Below are 17471 nucleotides of genomic sequence, written 5' to 3'. Positions count from 1 at the left end.
GTTCCGAGGTTAGCCTTTGATAGAGCCGAGCGTCAGTCCTTTGATGAAATACCGCTGGAAGAACGGATAGGCCAGCACAATCGGCCCGATGCCGATCAGCGCCATCGCCATACGGATCGTTTCCCCCGGCAATTTGGCCAGCTCGGTGGCCGAGCCTTGAATAAGTGCCCCGTTGCGGCTCAGATAGTCTGCCTGGGAGATCATTTTGTACATGAGATATTGGAGGGAATAGAGGTCTGTGTCGGTAATGAAAATCATGCTGTTAAACCAGTCATTCCAGTAATGCAGCGTATTGAACAGCCCAATGGTCGCGAAGACCGGCAAAGACAGCGGGAAAACAATCCGGAAGAACGTCCTTAGCTCCCCTGCTCCGTCAATCGTAGAGGCTTCAATCAGCGCGGGCGGCACGCTCATCTGGAAGTACGTCTTCATAATCAGCACATTGAACGGGGACAGCAGCATCGGCACAACCAGCGCCCAGATGGAGTTCTTGAGGTCGAGCACCTGGGTGTAGACCATATACCACGGTACCAGCCCGCCACCGAACAGCATAGTGAAAAAGATCAGGAAAGCGAACACCCCCCGGTACCGGAAATCCGCCCGCGATATCGGATACGCATACAGGGAAGAGAGGAACACGCTGACCAGCGTTCCGGTGATGGTGACGAAGAAGGACACGCCATAGGCCCGCAACACCACACTATAATCCTTGAAAATATACGCGTAGGCCTCCAGGCTGAGCTTCTCCGGAATGAATTGATAGCCATTACGGACGATGTAATCGTAATCGGTAATAGAGATCATGAAGACCAGTACAATCGGCAGCAGGCAGGCCAGGGACAGGATGATAAAAATAATATGGAGGAGAACATTAGTGAAGCGGGATATTTCGTTATTAGCCACGGATTTCCACTCCTTCTACAAGGTACGTGCGCCGCCTGACTTTTATCTAGAATACCGCCTGATCCTTGTCAACCTTACGCACGATCCAGTTCGAGCCGAGGACCAGGAAAAAGCCGACCACCGATTGGTATAATCCGGCCGCTGCCGACATCCCCAGATTGCCCATATTAATCAGCGCGTTATAGACGTAGGTGTCGATGACCAGTGTAGTCGGGTACAGCGCCCCGGAGTTCAGTGTGGTCTGGTAGAACAGCCCGAAGTCGGAGCGGAAGATGCCCCCGATCGCCAGAATCGTTGTAATAATAATGACCGGCCGGATGAGCGGAATGGTGATGTGCAGAATCTGCTTCCACTTGCTGGCACCGTCGATCAGGGCCGCTTCATAGTACTCGTTGTCAATGCCGATAATCGCCGCCAGATAGATGACACAGCCATAGCCCACCCCTTTCCAGAGATTGATCAGCGGCAGAATGAACGGCCAGTACTTCGGCTCCGAATACCAGTTCAGCTCATCCAGCCCGAACAGGGCGAAGACTCCTTTATTGATGAAACCGTATTCAACATTCAGAAAAGCGAACACCAGATAGCTCACCACCACCATCGACAGGAAGTAGGGGAAGAACATGATGCTCTGATAGAATTTGGCGGCCAGCTTGTTCCTCAGCTCATTCAGGGCAACCGCGATGGATACGGCAAAGAGCAGATTAAGAACAATGAATACGAAATTATAGAGCACCGTATTGCGCGTAATGATCCAGGCATCCGAGGTGGCGAACAGGAATTTGAAGTTATCCAGCCCCACCCACGGACTGCCGAGAATCCCGTCCACATAGTTGATATTTTTGAACGCAATCACAATTCCGAACATCGGCAGATAGTTGTTGATCAGCAAAAATACTACGCCCGGCAGCAGCATCAGCAGCAGCACCTTATGCTTCAGCAGATGCTTCAGCCCGTGTCTCTTTTTCGTCTTCATAACCATTGTCTTCCGCCTCCTGTGTTCCTTCAGCAGTCCCTCTCTTCCCTGACTTAAGTGTACCCGCAGGCGGCTCCATGCTAAATAAGGCCATCTATAATAAAAGTTCAAAATCCTACGGAGTTTGGAGTAAATTAGTTGGATAAACGCATCTTAATTTGGATGTTTTGGATCACCGTCGGGTTTTAGTTGGATAAACGTCATTTAATTTCGCGTATTTCCCCTACTCTGCTATATTTGCTGAATTTTAAGTGCTGTTTCTCCAACTGTTTCCCTACAAGAAGGCTTCTGTCCATGAGTAAGTGGTGAAAATCCAACTGCTTTCCGTACCAGAATCCATTTGCGGAAGGCAGTGAAGCCGAAGGGACAAAATGCAAAAAGGCGCTCCACGATGACCGCTGTGGAACGCTCTTTTAGCTGAAGCTTGTGGGTCTAAACTAGTCTGCAGCGGTTAAGTCAGTCTGTGCACAGACCATACAACACCCGAAGAGGCACCTCCAAGATCTAATGGCAAGGTTAATCCATCTGCTGCATAGAAGAGTCCGATCACATCGCCTGCCGTCAGTTCAACTTCACCTGTCAATGTTACCGTACCATTACCCAGGATCGTCCGCAGAGACAACAGAAGCGCAATGTTAACATTCAGCAGCGGGAACAATCCGGTTACCAGATCCGTTACTGTCGGCGAGGTTCTCCGCACTACAAAAGCCGGATCAATTCCCGCTCCCAATGCAACGGAGATGGCAGCGGTAGTGCTGTAGTTAATGGTTGCCTCAAACGAATATCTGCCGGATACCGGAATCGTGTAGTTGCCTGTAGTCTCATTAAATGTCGCACTGTCATAGTAAGGCGTAGTCACAGTCCAGCCGGTAAGCTGAGTACTGGTCGAGACCGAGAACGTCGGCAGGAATGCGGAGAACCCTTCCGTTGCCAAATTCGGGCCGGTCGCTCCGGTCACGCCTACGCCCGTTGCTCCGGTCGCCCCGGTCACGCCTACGCCCGTTGCTCCGGTCGCGCCGGTCACGCCTACGCCCGTTGCACCGGTTGCTCCGGTCACTCCTACGCCCGTTGCCCCGGTCGCTCCGGTCACACCCACGCCCGTTGCTCCGGTCGCTCCAGTCACTCCTACGCCCGTTACACCGGTCGCTCCGGTCACACCTACTCCCGTTGCACCGGTCGCTCCGGTCACGCCTACGCCCGTTGCCCCGGTCGCGCCGGTCACGCCTACTCCCGTTGCCCCGGTCGCTCCGGTCACTCCTACGCCCGTTGCTCCGGTCGCCCCGGTCACTCCTACGCCCGTTGCCCCGGTCGCCCCGGTCACGCCTACGCCCGTTGCCCCGGTCGCCCCGGTCACTCCTACTCCCGTTGCCCCGGTCGCTCCGGTCACTCCAGCCCCAGTTGCCCCGGTCGCCCCGGTCACTCCCACGCCCGTTGCCCCGGTCGCCCCGGTCACGCCTACTCCCGTTGCACCGGTCGCCCCGGTCACTCCTACTCCCGTTGCACCGGTCGCCCCGGTCACTCCTACTCCCGTTGCTCCGGTCGCTCCGGTCACTCCTACTCCCGTTGCCCCGGTCGCTCCAGTCACTCCTACGCCCGTTGCCCCGGTCGCACCAGTTGCTCCTACTCCCGTTGCACCTGTCGGGCCCGTCACGCCGGTCGCTCCGGTCACCCCTGCTCCAGTCGCCCCCGTCACTCCTGCGCCAGTTGCGCCTGTCGGGCCCGTCACGCCGGTCGCACCGGTCACCCCTGCCCCGGTCGCTCCAGTCGCCCCCGTCACTCCTGCGCCAGTTGCACCTGTCGGGCCCGTCACGCCGGTCGCACCGGTCACACCTGCTCCAGTTGCCCCCGTCGCTCCCGCACCCGTTGCACCTGTCGGGCCCGTCACGCCGGTCGCTCCGGTCACCCCTGCCCCGGTCGCCCCAGTCACTCCCGCGCCAGTTGCGCCTGTCGGGCCCGTCACGCCGGTCGCTCCAGTGGCCCCCGTTACACCAGTATCGCCCAGCAGTTCAGCCGAGACCAGCCGGTGGGCGGTGACGAGCTGGCCGGTGCTGCTCTTGCCCCATACGGAGATCTGAACCGGGTCATCTACCGTAGCCGAAGTGACAAACAGAAATTCAAAAGCGTCCAGATCCGCATAATAAGTGTTTGTTATCGCTTCGTTGGCAGCCACATCCAGCGTTTGGCTGACATACAGATTTCTAACGCCCCCCTGCATGTAATAGCCTTGTATCAATACTGTAGAAGCTGCAACACTACTGCGGTTATCAATTCTGACCGTAACCTGTGTAGTGGGTCTTACTCCTCCAACTGCATTATTTTCCAGTGGTCCTGTGGATAGTAGAGTCATTTCCCAGTCTCCTTTAACGACAGATTTGTATTGTCCTGATAGATTCTCCTTTCCTCGCTTAATCTATCTTTTGACTACATAGAAGCTAGCAGCAGAAAGATGGATCAATATAGTAATATTCTGCGATTCCGGCACGGTGTGTGCAGTAGAGCTAGATTCCGGCAGGCATCCCATATAAATAGGAGACAACACAAAAGGGCCCTCTCCTCAGCCGCAATGGCCGGGAAAGGTCCCTGAATATAAGCCTAGTCTATTCCCGTCCGCTGCTTGAACGGCTCTGCAGGCTCTCCCCCACTAACGGGGCACGGGGATCGAACTGCGGATAGATATATTCCTCACGCCGAAAAGAATACCCGGTAGCTGCAATATCCAGCATCTGATTCAGCCGCTCACTCTCGCTGCCCAGTCCCTGGTCCAGCGGAATGTCCCCCGCGATGATCCGCAGATACAGCTGCATTCTTGGACGGTCGCCTGAATAACGCGGCTCCATGGATACCGTATTCGGATCATACTGGTCCATGATCTGCGGGGATAGCGGATAGATCGATTCTGCTGCGGTTGGATAGAATTCCCTGAAGTGGCGTAGCCCGCGTGAAGCACCCGGCTTATCCATAATCCCGTCTGTCACCGGGAGGGCGAGCGCCTGCTGATACAGCATGCCCAGGAACTCCTTCGATTGAAGAAAACGCCAGACCTTCACCGCAGCCTCCCGGCTCTGCGCCGCACTATTCACCACCAGCGGAGCTTGGGGGACCATCATCAGGGCCCCGGCACCGCGCCGTGACAGCTCCGCTGCCGGAGGGAGCGCCACTCCCCAGTCATCCTTAGGCATATACTCCTGCAGCTTGACATAATCTTTGCTGGTAACATACATCATGCCGATATTGCCGTCCGCGAACTGCCGGAGCGCACTGCTCAGCTTCAGCAGCGTCTCCCCCGGGTAGAGGCTGCCCTGCTGCTTCATCTCCCGTACCATTTGCAGCCAGGGGGCATACACACTCAGGTCATAACGGCCCGACCGGTAATCATACAGATAATAACCGCTGTAGGTATTCGATAGCTCCAGTCCGGCCTGGAGACTGGCCCGGCTATCCCCGGCGGGCAACGCGAAGCCGTATTTATTGACCAATGCTCCGGCCCGGCTGATCTGCAGGGCAGCCTGCTCCAGTGCAGCGAAGGTAAGCGGAGGCTGCTCCGGGTCAAGTCCGGCGGTCCGGAACAATTGTTTATTGTAGATCAGACGCACGGTATCAATACTGGAGGGCATGAAGTAGATTCCGCCCTTGAACAACGGGCCAGACGCGTACTTCCTGGCCCATACCGGAAAACGCAACAGCCATCCGGCATCCAGATCAGCAGACAGATTAGCAAGATACCCCTTGTTGACGTATGTGGCCAGCCAGGCGTTATCGACACTGAACACATCCGGCCCCTGCCCGGAGGTCATCAGCATATTTAAGGTATCGTCGTAAGCGTCTGTAGCAAGGTTCATCACTACGATCTCAATCTGATCGGGATTCGTTTTATTATAATGGCTGATGGCATTCTTCACTTCCAGGTTCTCCGTCCAGTCAGACAAGGCGACCCTCACCCGGGTGGTCTGCGCCTCCGGCAGGGCCTTCTCGCCTTGAGTGAGGTCCGGCAGCAGCGGGCGGTCATAGACAAAAGTGTAGATAGCCAGCCCGCACCCTAAGAGGGCAATAAGATAGAACAGTAACCTTTTCACACCGCACCTCCTGCGTTGACATCCTGACTTCACGCGTTTTACAATGTATACCAGTTATTGACTTGCTGAAGGAGGACTCCGATGAAGAAATATTACGATTCGTTGTCGAAGGCTCTCTTCCTGTATAACTTCAGCATCCGCAGCCGGCTGATCCTCTACTTTCTCTTCCTCGTTCTTCTCCCGACCACGATCATCTCGGTCACCATCTATAACAAATCCGCCGGGATCATTACCCGGAATATGAATACATCGATTGAGAATAACTTCAATCTGGTTCAGGATAATCTGGCCCGGCGATTCGAAGCCGCCAATCAATCCATGACTGCGTTGTACCTGAATTCTGAATTCGCGGACCTCATCTCCTCCAACCGGCCGACAGACAGTACCGGAATCATTAATGAACTGGCGGCCCTTAGCAAAATCCTTGAGGATTTCCCCGCGAACGGGACCTCCGGCAACAGCTTCGTCCCTATGCTCTATATGCTGAACCGGCCGGAATATACCCAATATAATTTCTCACGGCGTGTATTCAATATCGATCTTATTACCTTGAAGCCCTGGTATTTAAGCATTCCGGCCAAAGCCGATTTTGCCGTGGTGGGCCTTAGCTCGCTGGATTCCAGATTCACCCTCAAATTCGCGAAGCGCCTGTTCGGTATCCGGCATGCACAGCTGCCCTATGTCGGACTGCTCACCCTTGATATCCCGGTAGCCGAATTCGGCACGCTGCTGGAGCATTATAAGCCTACCCCCGGCAGCAAGGTCTATATCGCAGACAGAGCCGGAACGATCGCCATCAGCCCCGAGCCGTCACTCATCGGCCAGAATATCGCCGCTCAGGATTATTACAGCAAGCTTAGCTTGACTATAGGCCCTGCTGGCAGTACCAGCAACCCTCTCTCTCCAGACCACTCATCCGGACTGCATTCCTTCCGCCACTCTGTCGGCAGCGAGGAGATGCTCGTCTCGTACAAGACGCTGGAGAATACCGGCTGGACCATCCTGTCCTTCTCGCCTGTCCGTGAGCTGAATGGGGAGCTGGTCTCCTTCCGCCGGGTGATGTATGCCGTAATTGTCATCTGCATGCTCATCTCTTTCCTGATGGCCCTGCTGCTGTCCGAGAATATCTCCGCTCCGATCCGCAAGTTCATCCAGTCAATGTCGCATGCCGAGAGCGGGAACTTCAATATCCCCATCCGTTACCGGCGCAAGGACGAATTCTCCTATTTATTCAACCGCTACAACAAGCTGCTCCAGCAGATTAAGGCGCTGATCGACAAGCTCTACGTCACCGAGCTGCGCAAAAAGGAAGCCGAGCTGCAAATGCTCCAGGCCCAGATCAATCCGCATTTTCTCTACAATACCCTGGACTCCATTAACTGGATTGCCATTAACCACGATATTCCCGAGATCAGCAGCATGGTCACCTCGCTCTCGGATTTCTTCCGGTACAGCCTGAGCAAGGGCCGCAATATTATCCCGCTCCGCGATGAGCTGCGGCAGGTCGAGAGCTATCTGCAGATTCAGCAGTTCCGCTTCCAGGACCGGCTTCACTATGAGCTGGAGGAGACGGACCGGGCGCTGGCAGAGGAATGTCTGGTGGTGAAGCTTAGTCTCCAGCCGCTGGTGGAGAATGCCCTGATTCACGGCATCCAGCAGCGGCGGGGAACAGGCACGATCCGCATCCGGGTAGAGCAGACGCAGGAGCTGCTTAGCATCTCCGTGTTCGACGATGGAATAGGCGCCGATCCCGCACGGCTGAACCAGCTGCTGGCAGACCCGCAGCCGGGCAGCCAGTCTTACGGCATCCGCAATGTGCATATGCGGATCCGGCAGTTTTTTGGAGAGTCCTACGGCATCCGTTATTACGACAATACCGAAGACGGCTGCGGTCTGCTGGCTGTCATCCGGTTCCCCGTGGTCACTACTTGGAATGAGGTGAATGAAGATGTTAACGATGATCATAGCGGATGACGAACCGTTTATCCGCAGCAGTCTGATCCGTGTGTTCGATTGGCAGGAAGAGTTCGGGATTGAGATTATCGGGGAAGCCTCGGACGGGCTGGAAGCCTACGAATTATGCCTGAAGCTCCAGCCGGACATCCTGTTCACCGACATTATGATGCCGCTAATGGGGGGGCTGGAGGTAGCAGAGAAGCTGCGGGAGGCGGGCTGCAGGGCCCGGATTATTATTATCAGCGGCGCCCAGGACTTCTCCTACGCCCGGGAGGCGCTGAAGGTGAACGCCGAGGGATATATTCTGAAGCCTGTCAAGCTGCCCGAGATCCGCAGTGTCTTCCGCCAGGCAGTGGCCAAGCTGACAGAGGAACGCGAGCAGCAGCTGGATCTGGAGCAGCTTAAGCAGCAGCTTCAAGACAGTATGCCGCTGCTGCGGGAGAAATTCCTCCAGAATCTGATTGCCGGCCTCTACCGCAGGGAGGAGGAGATCTGGCAGAAAATACAGTATTTCGCCCTGCCCTTCCAGCAGGGGACGCTTCTCAGCGTCTGTGTACTCCAACTGGATGAATACCGGAGCGCGGTGGATAAATACTCGGAGGAGCATAAGCAACTGCTCTACTTTTCCATCCAGAATATCATTCAGGAGAGCCTGGACAGCCACCCCTGCGCCATCAGCTTCGTAGCCAGCGAGAACGAATTCATTATGGTGATCTGCACCCCGCAGACACCTCCGTCCCACTCCATCTCCGGGACCTGCGAACAAATCATCGTTAATATTCAGAAGTATCTGCGGCTGGATGCCTCCGTCGGCATCGGGCGGGCTTGTCCGCTGGCGGGCCAGCTTGAGGATTCCTATAAGGATGCGCTGGCTGCGCTGGTGTACAAATTCTATACCAGGCCTGCCTCCGTCCTCTACATTAATGATATCCAGCCCGACACGGAGAAGCTGCAGAGCACCTTTATCTATAAACTCCAGGCCCGGCTGATGAATGAATTGAAGGCAGGACATACAGACACCGTCACCCGGCTGCTGGAGCAGCTGTTCAATGGACTGGCCGGTCCCAAGCATAGAATTGAATACGTGCAGAGTATCTGCGCAGAGATGATTTTCACCTCCGCCAGAGCCCTGTATGAGATAGATGAGGATATCGGGCAGGTGCTAAGCGACCGGATTAGCATCATGGATAAGCTGTACCAGCAGACCACGATCACCGGCCTTAAGGCGTATATGCTGTCGCTCCTGCATGACTTAAGCGCTTATGTAGCAGGCAAGAACACCTCCAGGAACAGCCGGATCGTCAGCAGCATCTGCACCATCGTTCAGGAGGGATACGCCTCGGAGCTGTCCGTGTCCAGGATTGCCGAGGAGGTGTTTCTGACACCTAACTACATCAGCCTGCTGTTCAAGAAGGAGACCGGCAGAACCATTACCGACTATATCACCCAGATCCGCATAGGCAAGGCGAAGGAGCTGCTGCTGACCACGGACCTGAAGGTCATGGAGATCTCAGAGCGGGTCGGCTATGAGAATCCCCATTATTTCAGTACTGTTTTTAAAAAAACCACCGGCCTGCACCCGCTCAAGTTCCGTTCGGCCAAGGATTAGACCGCTGCCGCTCTAGCGGACAATATAGGATTTCGTACCTATTCTGGAGAAGATGGCCGTTCTTACATTCACTTTGGCGGAGATCGGCGGGCTCAGTCGTGAGTTGCCGAGAGAAGCAATATAGGCAAAATCCGGGTGAAGCCCCTCATCCGCCAGATAGGCAGACGTCCGGCTGCCCGGCACCCGCTCCCTGTTGAGCGAGGTTATCATCTGAGTGGCATTCTTAATCCCGAGCCCGTGTCCGTAGTAGCTGTCTCTGGACAACATAATCGCGTTCTCCCCCTGCCATTCCGGCTTAGCCGGATCATGGTCGGGATTCTTGAAATAGACCACATCGCCCGGCTGCAGCTCATTCCGGTTGAACGTGGTAATCAGCTTCAGATTGCTGTCATAGTTCCAGTCCCACAGGTACAGGCCGGTGAAATTACGGTTGAAGGCCGCCTCTCCGATCATGTTGATGGTCGCTTTATAGAGAATCATCACCATCGCCATAGCACATTCAAAGGCATACAGCTGTCCATTCACAAAAATATCATTAATCGCCGCCGAAGGAGTGACATTTGAATTCAGCTCAAATCCACCGCCCCCTGTACGGGTCCAATACCTCGGATTGCAGCGGGAATTCTCGAAGGTCGAGAAATCTGTCCCCCCTACATTCATTGCCCGGGCTGCCGCAATAATCTCCCCCCGCATTCTGCTCTCAAATGCCGGATCTGCCGGAGCCGCGTATCCATACCCCATTCTGCTTCCCCCTTTCGTCTTCTTGCCATGAAATATAGGTTATTGTACGTGTCGGGCCTCCTATTGGTGCGTAAACAGCCCCCCGTAATCTATCCACGGAGAGCTGCCGGTCAGAAACACCTATTATTCTAACGTGACATGAAGATTCAAAGTAATCTCAAAGGCACGGCCCCAAATATAATCGGGATCATCATATGGAAGTACTGCACTGGCGTATTCGGAGAAGACCCAACTGCCCCCGTTAATCTGCCGGATACTGCACGCCGGTTCAGCACTTCCGATCAGGAAGGCGCCCGTCCCGGCAAGCGTGGCCGTGTGTGTCTGCATCCGCTCTCTCAGCAGGGCCTCGAGATGAGCGTAATCCTCCGGGCTATTGAACAACAACATATTCTGATCTGTAAACGTTGCAACATTCTCATAGAGCGAATGGGCTCTGGAATATGTCCGGATCTCGCCAATCGCCAGCCTTTTGTAGAAGTAATCCTTCAGGAAGCGCTTGAACAGCAGCGAGCCGTGAGCGTTAACCGCAAGATCCAGCGCCGCCGCATCGGTCTCTGTAACGATATAAGCATACCGGGCCTGGGCCATGCCCAGTGCGAGGCCGATTTTGTTCCCCGGCGTATTCCAGCCGCTATATCCTAATAGCGCGCCAGTATGCCTGCTGCCCAGCAGAGCCTCAGTTATACTTGCATCTGCTGCACCTGCGCCGACACAATCAATCACTACCGAAGGGACGAGGCGGGAATCGTTATCTTCGATACGGTTAACCGCAGCCAGCACCTGATCCGCAGCAGTAATCGCGATAATCTCCACCTGACGGGCATCGCCTACCGCCTCACCCCCTACAATATCCAGATGGCGCAGGATGTTCTGATGCACATCCATATATTCATACGGACTCGTAAGGGTAGAGCCATGCGGTCCGAAATATTCAACGGTATACCTGGTTGTGGCTCCGTTCCGGTAGAGCTGATTCGCCATCCGCGCCAGTAAGGACTGTCCCAGTCCGTCTGCATCCGGGAGAATGACGGCCCGGTCCGGATTTTGCCCCTGGGTCCCGCCCAGCCATTCATTAATGCCTGCTTCCATATAGTGAATCTCGTTAATCTGCACGCCCTGGGTATTGGCATCATCCACACCGACTGCAAGGAAATCAATAGAGCCTTCCTGCGCCAGCACCTCCAGAATATAGCGGTTCGTCTTGAACTTATGCGCTCTGGTATTGTAATACTGCTCTTTATCAAAAGTAGCCGTACTGCCATAGTCGCCAGTCGGTGACAGGTTATATCCACTGAGAATATCTTCGAACTGCGTGAAGCTCCTGCGCGGCTGAAGCATGAAGTTGCGGGACTCCGTATAGGCCGCGAGGTCCAGCCCTTCCGCAAAAGAGGTGGTGGCCAGCCTCATAATTGTATCCATTACATACACCGGCTTGTCCGGGCAGGCTTGCTTCACTTCACGGATGACATCCAACAAGTCTGTAATTGCAGCGTCATACGCCGGGTAGACACCACCCGCATGCGCCCTGAGACGGCGGCTGCCAATTAGCCCCCCATAGGCCAGCATGTCCGCCGAGAGAATATAACCGTCCACGGACGCCGCATGATCCAGAATCCATTGCCGGATCTTGGCGGTATCTCCATAGGCCGGTGAGGAGGTGGTCAGCAGGGTTGTGCCCGATGCTGTCTTTTGCGAATCCAGGCGATTCTTAAGATCCGTTACATCCGGTGTGATCACATCAATGCCCGCCGATCTCCCCTGCACAATCACATCATCCAGATTAACAGGCCGATCATCCAATGGTACATATAGCACTTTCTTCATTGATGTCACGCTCCCTCTAGTTAGCAGATAGGCTCAGAACAGATGCCCTCACTATATAAGGTAATTTACACAGATGGATTACAACCAGAACTTAAAAAATAATAAAAAATATAAAAAGCCTACCCAGTTGAAAGGCAGACTCTCTATATTAATTCAGTATTATTCAGAAAAATTAATATACACGGAGGCATTATCAGCTGCTGGGACGGTGAGCGTGTAGTAGGCTTAGCACGGGCCATCACCGACTATTGCTACTGCTGTTATCTGTCGGATCTGGCCGTAATTAAGGAGTATCAGAAGCAGAATATAGGCAAAGACCTGGTGCAGCTGCTTCAGGAGACATTAGGAGATCAGGTGTCCATCGTGCTGCTGTCTTCCGAGGAAGCTCTATCGTTCTATCCTCAAATCGGCTTTGAAGCGGCTACCAATGCGTTTCGGATCGCCCGAAAACATTAGCTACTCTTTGGACCCGGCAGCCTCCTGGAACCATAGATTTACCTGCGCGGTCTCCTCGGTCAGAAGATCCAGGTAGATGGAGGTGCGGTAATCGGTCTCCTTGAGGCTCCGGCCTGTAATCTCGGCGATCCGGTTCAGACGGTACATTAAGGTATTGGTATGAATATGCAGAAAAGCGGCCGATTCCTTCAAATTCCCGTTCAGCGACAAATATACGGCGAGGGTTTTCAGGAGATCGCTTTTATGCTCACGGTCATGCTCCTTCAGCGGATAGAGCAGCAAGCTCCGGCGGGGGCGGCTCCGTTTCTGTTCCAGAATCGCCGGAAGGTACGCCCAGAACCCGATCTCTTCATAGAGCAGCAGCTCACGGGTATGATAAGGCAGCAGCTTCTTCAACTCCAGAATCTGCAGCGCTTCGCGGTACGCTTCAGCGGCGGAGGTATATTCGCGGTATTCAGGGCTGCACCCTGCCGTAAGCCTGCCGCCTTCGCTCTGGCCCAGCTCCCCGAGCAGCTTGTGCAGGAACGAAGACAGACGTCCGGTCCCTTCCACCGGAAATATAAAGGAGAAAAGAATAATTAGCCGGTTCTGCTCGGCGGTCTGAAAAAGCAGCCGCTGCCCGGTATAGGTAGCCATCACCCTGCGGAATTTCTGCAAAAAATGCTCATCCACCGGCCTGCTGCTCTCCAGCACCCCGATATAATAACGCTCCGGCAGCAGAATCGCCCCGGCCTCTGCCTCCTGGCGGATTCGCGGCTCACTCTCATAATGCGAGGTCAGCAGCTTCCAAAAGAAGTCCTCGAACGTCTTCTCCTGCTTCGTCTTCCAGCCGCGCTGCTTCAGCAGATGACGTCCGGCAATCCCGGCAGCCTTCTCCACGATACGCTCCGCATGCCCTTCGGTAAGATTCCCCCGGTCTACCACCCAGATATAGCCCAGAATCTCCTGCTGGTGCTTGATGCACATGGCCAGCCGCGGGCCAAGCCCGACCTCCATTACCGCAGGGATGCGGATCGGATGAATGCTGCTCTCCAGCTCATGCATAACTCCCTTTTTGCGTAGACCGATAATGACCGTGCTGGGCACCTTTTTGCCAATGATGGTCGAGATCCGCGCCGGATCACTCTCCGTCTGATGGGAGCTGTACCCGATCACATGATGATTGCTGTCCTCAATCGTAACCTGGGACTGGAGCGATTCGCTGAGCGTATCCGCCAGGGATTCCATACTGTCAAAAAAACGGTCAAATGATGGCTCTGCTTCTGTCAATGTTCCCACCCCAACCCCAAGAATAGCCGAAGCTTATATAAGTGATTACATTATATTACAGCGTCTGGCAGTTGCCTATAGGAATAAAACAGATTTCAGTAGAAAACCTGACATATCATGAAGAATTTGCGTCAAAAGCAAAATAACGTGGAGCGATAGCTTACATGGGGCGGGTGTCAGACGCGCTCGACCCCCGCTGGCCCAATGTGTTCGGTTTTTCGCCTACATCCGCCTGGTCCACTCGCCAAAAAAAAGCCCGGTGATTGCTCACCGGACTCTGACACACATTCTTCTGTTTACTCTCCCACCACACATCAGATCAGTGTGAACTCCTGCTCTACAGCAGCTTCAACCGTGAAGTACTCTTCTCCAAGCGCCTTGGCTACGGCCTGGCAGGTGATTTTGCCGTTGGCTACGTTGACGCCGCTCTTCAGACCGGCATTATCTTCAATGGCCTGGAATACGCCTTTGTTGGCAATTTGCAGGGCGTACGGAACGGTGACGTTGGTTAGGGCAATGGTCGAGGTTTTGGCCACTGCGCCCGGCATATTGGCTACGGAATAGTGCAGAACCCCATGCTTCTCGAACACAGGGTTATCATGCGTGGTCACCCGGTCAATCGTCTCCACAATCCCGCCCTGGTCAATCGCCACATCCACAATGACAGAACCTGGCTTCATCGTCTGCACCATCGCTTCCGTTACCAGCTTAGGCGCCTTCGCGCCCGGAATAAGCACTGCCCCTACCAGCAGGTCTGCTTCAGCAACAGCCTTAGCAATGTTGTACGGATTGGAGATCAGGGTGCTGATCTGTGCGCCGAAAATATCGTCAAGCTGGCGGAGCCGGTCTGCGCTCAGGTCGATAATGGTCACCTCAGCGCCGAGGCCAATGGCCATCTTGGCTGCGTTGGTGCCGACCACACCGCCGCCGATAATGCTGACCTTGCCGCGGCTTACGCCGGGAACCCCGGAGAGCAGGATGCCCTGTCCGCCGTAGTTCTTTTGCAGGAATTGTGCGCCCAGTTGTACAGCCATCCGTCCGGCTACCTCGCTCATGGGTGTGAGTAGCGGCAACGTACGTCCATCCACTACCGTCTCGTAGCCGATGGCGAATACGCCTTTGTCCTTAAGGGCGGCAGCCAGAGCTGGCTCTGGAGCCAGATGCAGATAAGTGAAGAGGATAAGCCCTGGACGGAAGTAACCGTATTCGCTAGCGAGCGGTTCTTTCACCTTCATTACCATTTCAGCGGCGGCCCACACTGCGGCGGCTTCTGCCACCAATTCAGCACCGGCTGCGGCATACTCTTCATTCTGGAATCCGCTGCCTACACCCGCTCCTGCTTCCACCAGCACCTTGTGGCCCTCTGCGGTCAGGCTGACAACACCTGCAGGGGTAATCGCTACCCGGTTTTCGTTGTTTTTGATCTCTTTCGGTACGCCAATAATCATCTTTCATCGCTCCTGTCAGTTAGGGTTCTCTTATGTGAAGAATCATAACATACAGGCCGGAGCTGCATTTTGGGTAAAAAGAAAAACATGATCTGACATGATTGTGTTTTTACACAATGGACTTGAAACGCCGCACCAACTGCTCCCGGAATAGAACGTTTCCCTGCACTATTGCCGCCCTAGCCCTAACCCGGGGAGATATTATAAAGTTATGTTCCATATTCTCCTGTTTTTTGTTCCTTCTGACGCTTACGGCCATCTGCTATTCTTGAATTGCAAGCTTATACAGTACACACAGGGAGGTTGTCGCTTTTGAACAAGAGCCGTGTTATTGCCGGAATCACTTCGCTCGTTCTGATCATGGGCCTGGCCGCAGGCTGCGGGAACAGCAGCAATTCATCTTCAGCGGACAATGGAAGCTCTGCCACAGGTAAGAATACACCGGTAACGCTCAAAATGTGGGGCGGTGTCCCTCCAGAATCCGGTCCGCAGCAGGTCGTGGACAACTGGAACAAGGAGCACCCCGATATTCAGGTGGAATATGTACGCTATGTCAATGACGACGACGGCAATCTGAAGCTGGATACGGCGATGATTACCGGCCAGGATGTGGATTTGTTCGTGAACTATACAATCTCCCATGCCGCCAAGCGGGTGGAATCGGGACTGGCCCTGGACCTCAGCGGCTTCACCGATTACAACATTGAAGAGAAGATGGGCGCGGACACTGCGAGCTGGAAGATTGACGGCAAGTTCTACGGCGTTCCGACAACCAAGAGCCCGTTCTTCATCGCCCTGAACAAAGACGCCCTCGATAAGGCAGGCCTGCCGGTTCCGAAGGAATGGACCTGGAATGAGCTGCGCGAGTATGCGAAGAAGCTGAAGAGCGGCAATTCATACGGTTTTATTCAAAATATGGAGCCCTTCGTGGACCCCATCGACTCCGTGCTGTCCCAGGAGGGCTACACTAAGCCGGATGGCACCTCCAATCTCGATCATCCGCTGGTAAGACAATGGCTGGAGACGCTGAACGGGATGATGCAGGACGATAAGACTACGCCGCCGCTCGGCGAGCAATTGACTTCCAAGATGCCGGTGGAGCAGGTCTTCCTCAGCGGAGAGGTACCGATGCTCAATATCGGGGCGTGGCTGCTGCGCAGCTCGAATAACTTCACCGACTTCCCGCGTGAATTCAAAATCGCTTTCGCTCCGGTACCCCGGCTTGCTGAATCCGCCAGTGATTACGTGACCCGCGGGGGCCTCGGCGATTACATCTCCATTAACGCCAAGTCCAAGAAGCAGGAAGCGGCCTGGGAGTTCCTGAAGTGGTATTCCGATGGCGGCATGTCCCCGATGGCAGCGGGTGGAAGACTCCCGGCCTCCAAGGATGCCAAGCAGGAGGATGCGCTCAAGAGCCTCATCGGAGACAAAAGTGACTCCTACGATCTGGACTCCCTGATGTACGTCATGTTCGACAATAAGACGCCAACCTATGTCCGCAGCCTGCCGCAAGAGGTAATGGACCTGCGCTCACAGGAGTACGAGAAGTACTTCCTCGGCTCGCAGTCGCTTGACCAGACCGTGCAGGCCATGGCAGCGCGGCATAACGAGTATTTGAAGCAGAAGAAGTAGCGGCAAAGGTGAAGACGGAACTGAAAATAGAGAAATATTGCGCATCATACGGGAGGCTTACCATGGAAATCATGGCGCCTCTCTTTCTTTTATCTGACCCTAAGGGGAACAGGCTAAGGCTTGAATGAACGCGGGTTCTTGTGGACTGGGATGCGCTTATTTTGGCAAATTCGGCTATTCTGGAGGCTACGCGGACTCAGATGCGCTTAACTACCATTTTTCGCTTCATTTCCGGTTACCTGGAGTGATATAACGGCCTGTGAGTCCGGCTGCCAGCAGAAAGTTGACTTTTTCGCCAAATAAGAGCCTCTGAGTCCGTCGGTCCACAGACATAGGAGGCACATGCGTCCAGGAGTCCAGGATCCCTCATTACCGCCCACACTGGCGGAAAGTATATAATCAAGGAGGAGGGACTATCTTTACAAAGGAGTGATGAAATGTTCAAAAGCTTCAAACCCTTTGACAGGACAATCATTATTGGCGGATTAGTCTCGGCGGGGGTCATTCTCCTGGCTGGCGTGTTTCTTCTGCTTGCGCTGAAGTACAACATCATACGTTTAAACTGACATCTTATACCTCTCCAT

12 protein-coding genes are annotated in these 17471 nt (G+C 54.4%); 4 read left to right on the top strand and 8 right to left on the bottom strand.

Annotation, left to right across the window (positions count from 1 at the left end; translation table 11 throughout):
- Positions 1-9 precede the first annotated feature (9 nt).
- The 4 genes from NYE26_RS32670 to NYE26_RS32655 form a co-directional block, all read right to left on the bottom strand.
- Complete coding sequence (locus tag NYE26_RS32670; protein ID WP_339252955.1) at positions 10-903, bottom strand: carbohydrate ABC transporter permease; 894 nt, start codon at positions 901-903, stop codon at positions 10-12.
- Positions 904-949: 46 nt separating this feature from the next.
- Entirely contained in the window at positions 950-1879 is a 930-nt protein-coding gene (locus NYE26_RS32665; protein ID WP_339257691.1) for an ABC transporter permease subunit, read from the bottom strand.
- A gap of 451 nt (positions 1880-2330) precedes the next feature.
- Positions 2331-4226, bottom strand: coding sequence for a collagen-like triple helix repeat-containing protein (locus NYE26_RS32660; protein ID WP_339252953.1), 1896 nt, complete (start codon positions 4224-4226; stop codon positions 2331-2333).
- Between the two features lie 250 nt (positions 4227-4476).
- Entirely contained in the window at positions 4477-5952 is a 1476-nt protein-coding gene (locus NYE26_RS32655) for an extracellular solute-binding protein (protein ID WP_339252951.1), read from the bottom strand.
- Positions 5953-6033: 81 nt separating this feature from the next.
- On the opposite strand from NYE26_RS32655, the gene NYE26_RS32650 reads away from it, so the two are divergent.
- Positions 6034-7926 (top strand): sensor histidine kinase, encoded by a 1893-nt coding sequence (locus tag NYE26_RS32650; protein ID WP_339252949.1) that lies wholly within the window; start codon positions 6034-6036, stop codon positions 7924-7926.
- Positions 7901-9517 (top strand): response regulator, encoded by a 1617-nt coding sequence (locus NYE26_RS32645; RefSeq protein WP_339252947.1) that lies wholly within the window; start codon positions 7901-7903, stop codon positions 9515-9517. Before NYE26_RS32650 ends, NYE26_RS32645 begins: the two co-directional genes overlap by 26 nt.
- A 12-nt stretch (positions 9518-9529) precedes the next feature.
- On the opposite strand, the gene NYE26_RS32640 is transcribed toward NYE26_RS32645, so the two are convergent.
- Together NYE26_RS32640 and NYE26_RS32635 are read right to left on the bottom strand one after the other, a co-directional pair.
- Positions 9530-10258, bottom strand: a complete 729-nt coding sequence (locus NYE26_RS32640; protein WP_339252945.1) for a protein-glutamine gamma-glutamyltransferase — start codon at positions 10256-10258, stop codon at positions 9530-9532.
- A gap of 123 nt (positions 10259-10381) precedes the next feature.
- Positions 10382-12082, bottom strand: a complete 1701-nt coding sequence (locus tag NYE26_RS32635) for a DUF4127 family protein (protein ID WP_339252943.1) — start codon at positions 12080-12082, stop codon at positions 10382-10384.
- A gap of 147 nt (positions 12083-12229) precedes the next feature.
- Here NYE26_RS32635 and NYE26_RS32630 point away from each other — a divergent pair, with 147 nt between their 5' ends.
- Positions 12230-12538 carry a GNAT family N-acetyltransferase gene (locus NYE26_RS32630; protein ID WP_339257689.1) on the top strand — a complete coding sequence of 103 codons (309 nt, stop codon included), beginning with the start codon at positions 12230-12232 and terminating at the stop codon, positions 12536-12538.
- Here NYE26_RS32630 and NYE26_RS32625 read toward each other — a convergent pair whose 3' ends face one another.
- Positions 12539-13807, bottom strand: coding sequence for a helix-turn-helix domain-containing protein (locus NYE26_RS32625; protein WP_339252941.1), 1269 nt, complete (start codon positions 13805-13807; stop codon positions 12539-12541).
- Positions 13808-14121: 314 nt separating this feature from the next.
- Positions 14122-15255 (bottom strand): alanine dehydrogenase, encoded by a 1134-nt coding sequence (gene ald / locus NYE26_RS32620; protein ID WP_339252939.1) that lies wholly within the window; start codon positions 15253-15255, stop codon positions 14122-14124.
- Between the two features lie 312 nt (positions 15256-15567).
- Between ald and NYE26_RS32615 the strand changes: the two genes are divergently transcribed.
- The gene (locus NYE26_RS32615) at positions 15568-16887 is read left to right on the top strand and encodes an extracellular solute-binding protein (protein WP_339252937.1); all 1320 of its coding nucleotides are present in this window, start codon (positions 15568-15570) and stop codon (positions 16885-16887) included.
- Positions 16888-17471: the final 584 nt, after the last annotated feature.

Origin of the sequence: Paenibacillus sp. FSL P2-0136, assembly GCF_037975325.1 — a bacterium.
GTDB classification, from domain to species: Bacteria; Bacillota; Bacilli; order Paenibacillales; family Paenibacillaceae; genus Paenibacillus_AQ; species Paenibacillus_AQ silagei.
Note: the sequence above shows the minus strand (reverse complement) of the source record. Positions and strands in the feature narration are given on the sequence as shown.

Bases quoted from the DNA above. Each gene is read 5' to 3' on its own strand.
- NYE26_RS32665 (WP_339257691.1), bottom strand. From the start codon at position 1,879: ATGAAGACGAAAAAGAGACACGGGCTGAAGCATCTGCTGAAGCATAAG.
- NYE26_RS32660 (WP_339252953.1), bottom strand. From the start codon at position 4,226: ATGACTCTACTATCCACAGGACCACTGGAAAATAATGCAGTTGGAGGA.
- NYE26_RS32650 (WP_339252949.1), top strand. From the start codon at position 6,034: ATGAAGAAATATTACGATTCGTTGTCGAAGGCTCTCTTCCTGTATAAC.
- NYE26_RS32645 (WP_339252947.1), top strand. From the start codon at position 7,901: ATGTTAACGATGATCATAGCGGATGACGAACCGTTTATCCGCAGCAGT.
- NYE26_RS32640 (WP_339252945.1), bottom strand. From the start codon at position 10,258: ATGGGGTATGGATACGCGGCTCCGGCAGATCCGGCATTTGAGAGCAGA.
- NYE26_RS32635 (WP_339252943.1), bottom strand. From the start codon at position 12,082: ATGAAGAAAGTGCTATATGTACCATTGGATGATCGGCCTGTTAATCTG.
- ald (WP_339252939.1), bottom strand. From the start codon at position 15,255: ATGATTATTGGCGTACCGAAAGAGATCAAAAACAACGAAAACCGGGTA.